Origin of the sequence: Bradyrhizobium sp. NBAIM08, assembly GCF_020193935.1 — a bacterium.
GTDB lineage: Bacteria > Pseudomonadota > Alphaproteobacteria > Rhizobiales > Xanthobacteraceae > Bradyrhizobium > Bradyrhizobium yuanmingense.
Genome location: NZ_JADYVR010000942.1, coordinates 1 through 404, shown reverse-complemented (window position 1 = coordinate 404; position 404 = coordinate 1). Strand labels below are relative to the sequence as shown.

Genomic DNA, 404 nt, shown 5'->3' with positions numbered 1-404 from the left:
GCCCTGCTGGCATTGCAGGCCTGCGCGCCGCTCCAGCCATGGGTCAAGCCCTACGAACGCGAGCACCTTGCCGATCCGATCATGTCCATGGATCCTGACCCCGTGTCGTCGTCATACCTCGACCATGTATTCGAGGTTCGCGAAGGTGCCCGGGGCGCCACCGGTGCAGGTGGCGGCGGTTGCGGCTGCACCTGATGCTCCGCATGCCGCGCGTTCCGGCCCTGGCCCTGCTGCTGGCTGCTTCGGCCGTGCATGCCGGCGTGCTGCCCGAAGACCGGGCCGACGTCATGTATCACAGCTACTCCGGTGGCGGCATCACGGTGCAGGGACCGTCGGTGCTGGTGCGCAAGACCTTCGGTGATTCCTTCTCGGCCACCGCCAACTACTACGTCGATGCCATCACC

General features: G+C 66.6%; 1 protein-coding gene and 1 pseudogene. Both read left to right on the top strand.

Annotated features, from left to right (window positions below):
- Positions 1-195 (top strand): DUF4266 domain-containing protein (locus I6F37_RS42850; protein WP_225154807.1); only part of this gene is annotated, 195 nt, incomplete at its 5' end.
- A pseudogene (locus tag I6F37_RS42845) lies at positions 180-404 on the top strand (hypothetical protein); the annotation flags it as partial. The gene I6F37_RS42850 and the pseudogene I6F37_RS42845, both read left to right, overlap by 16 nt.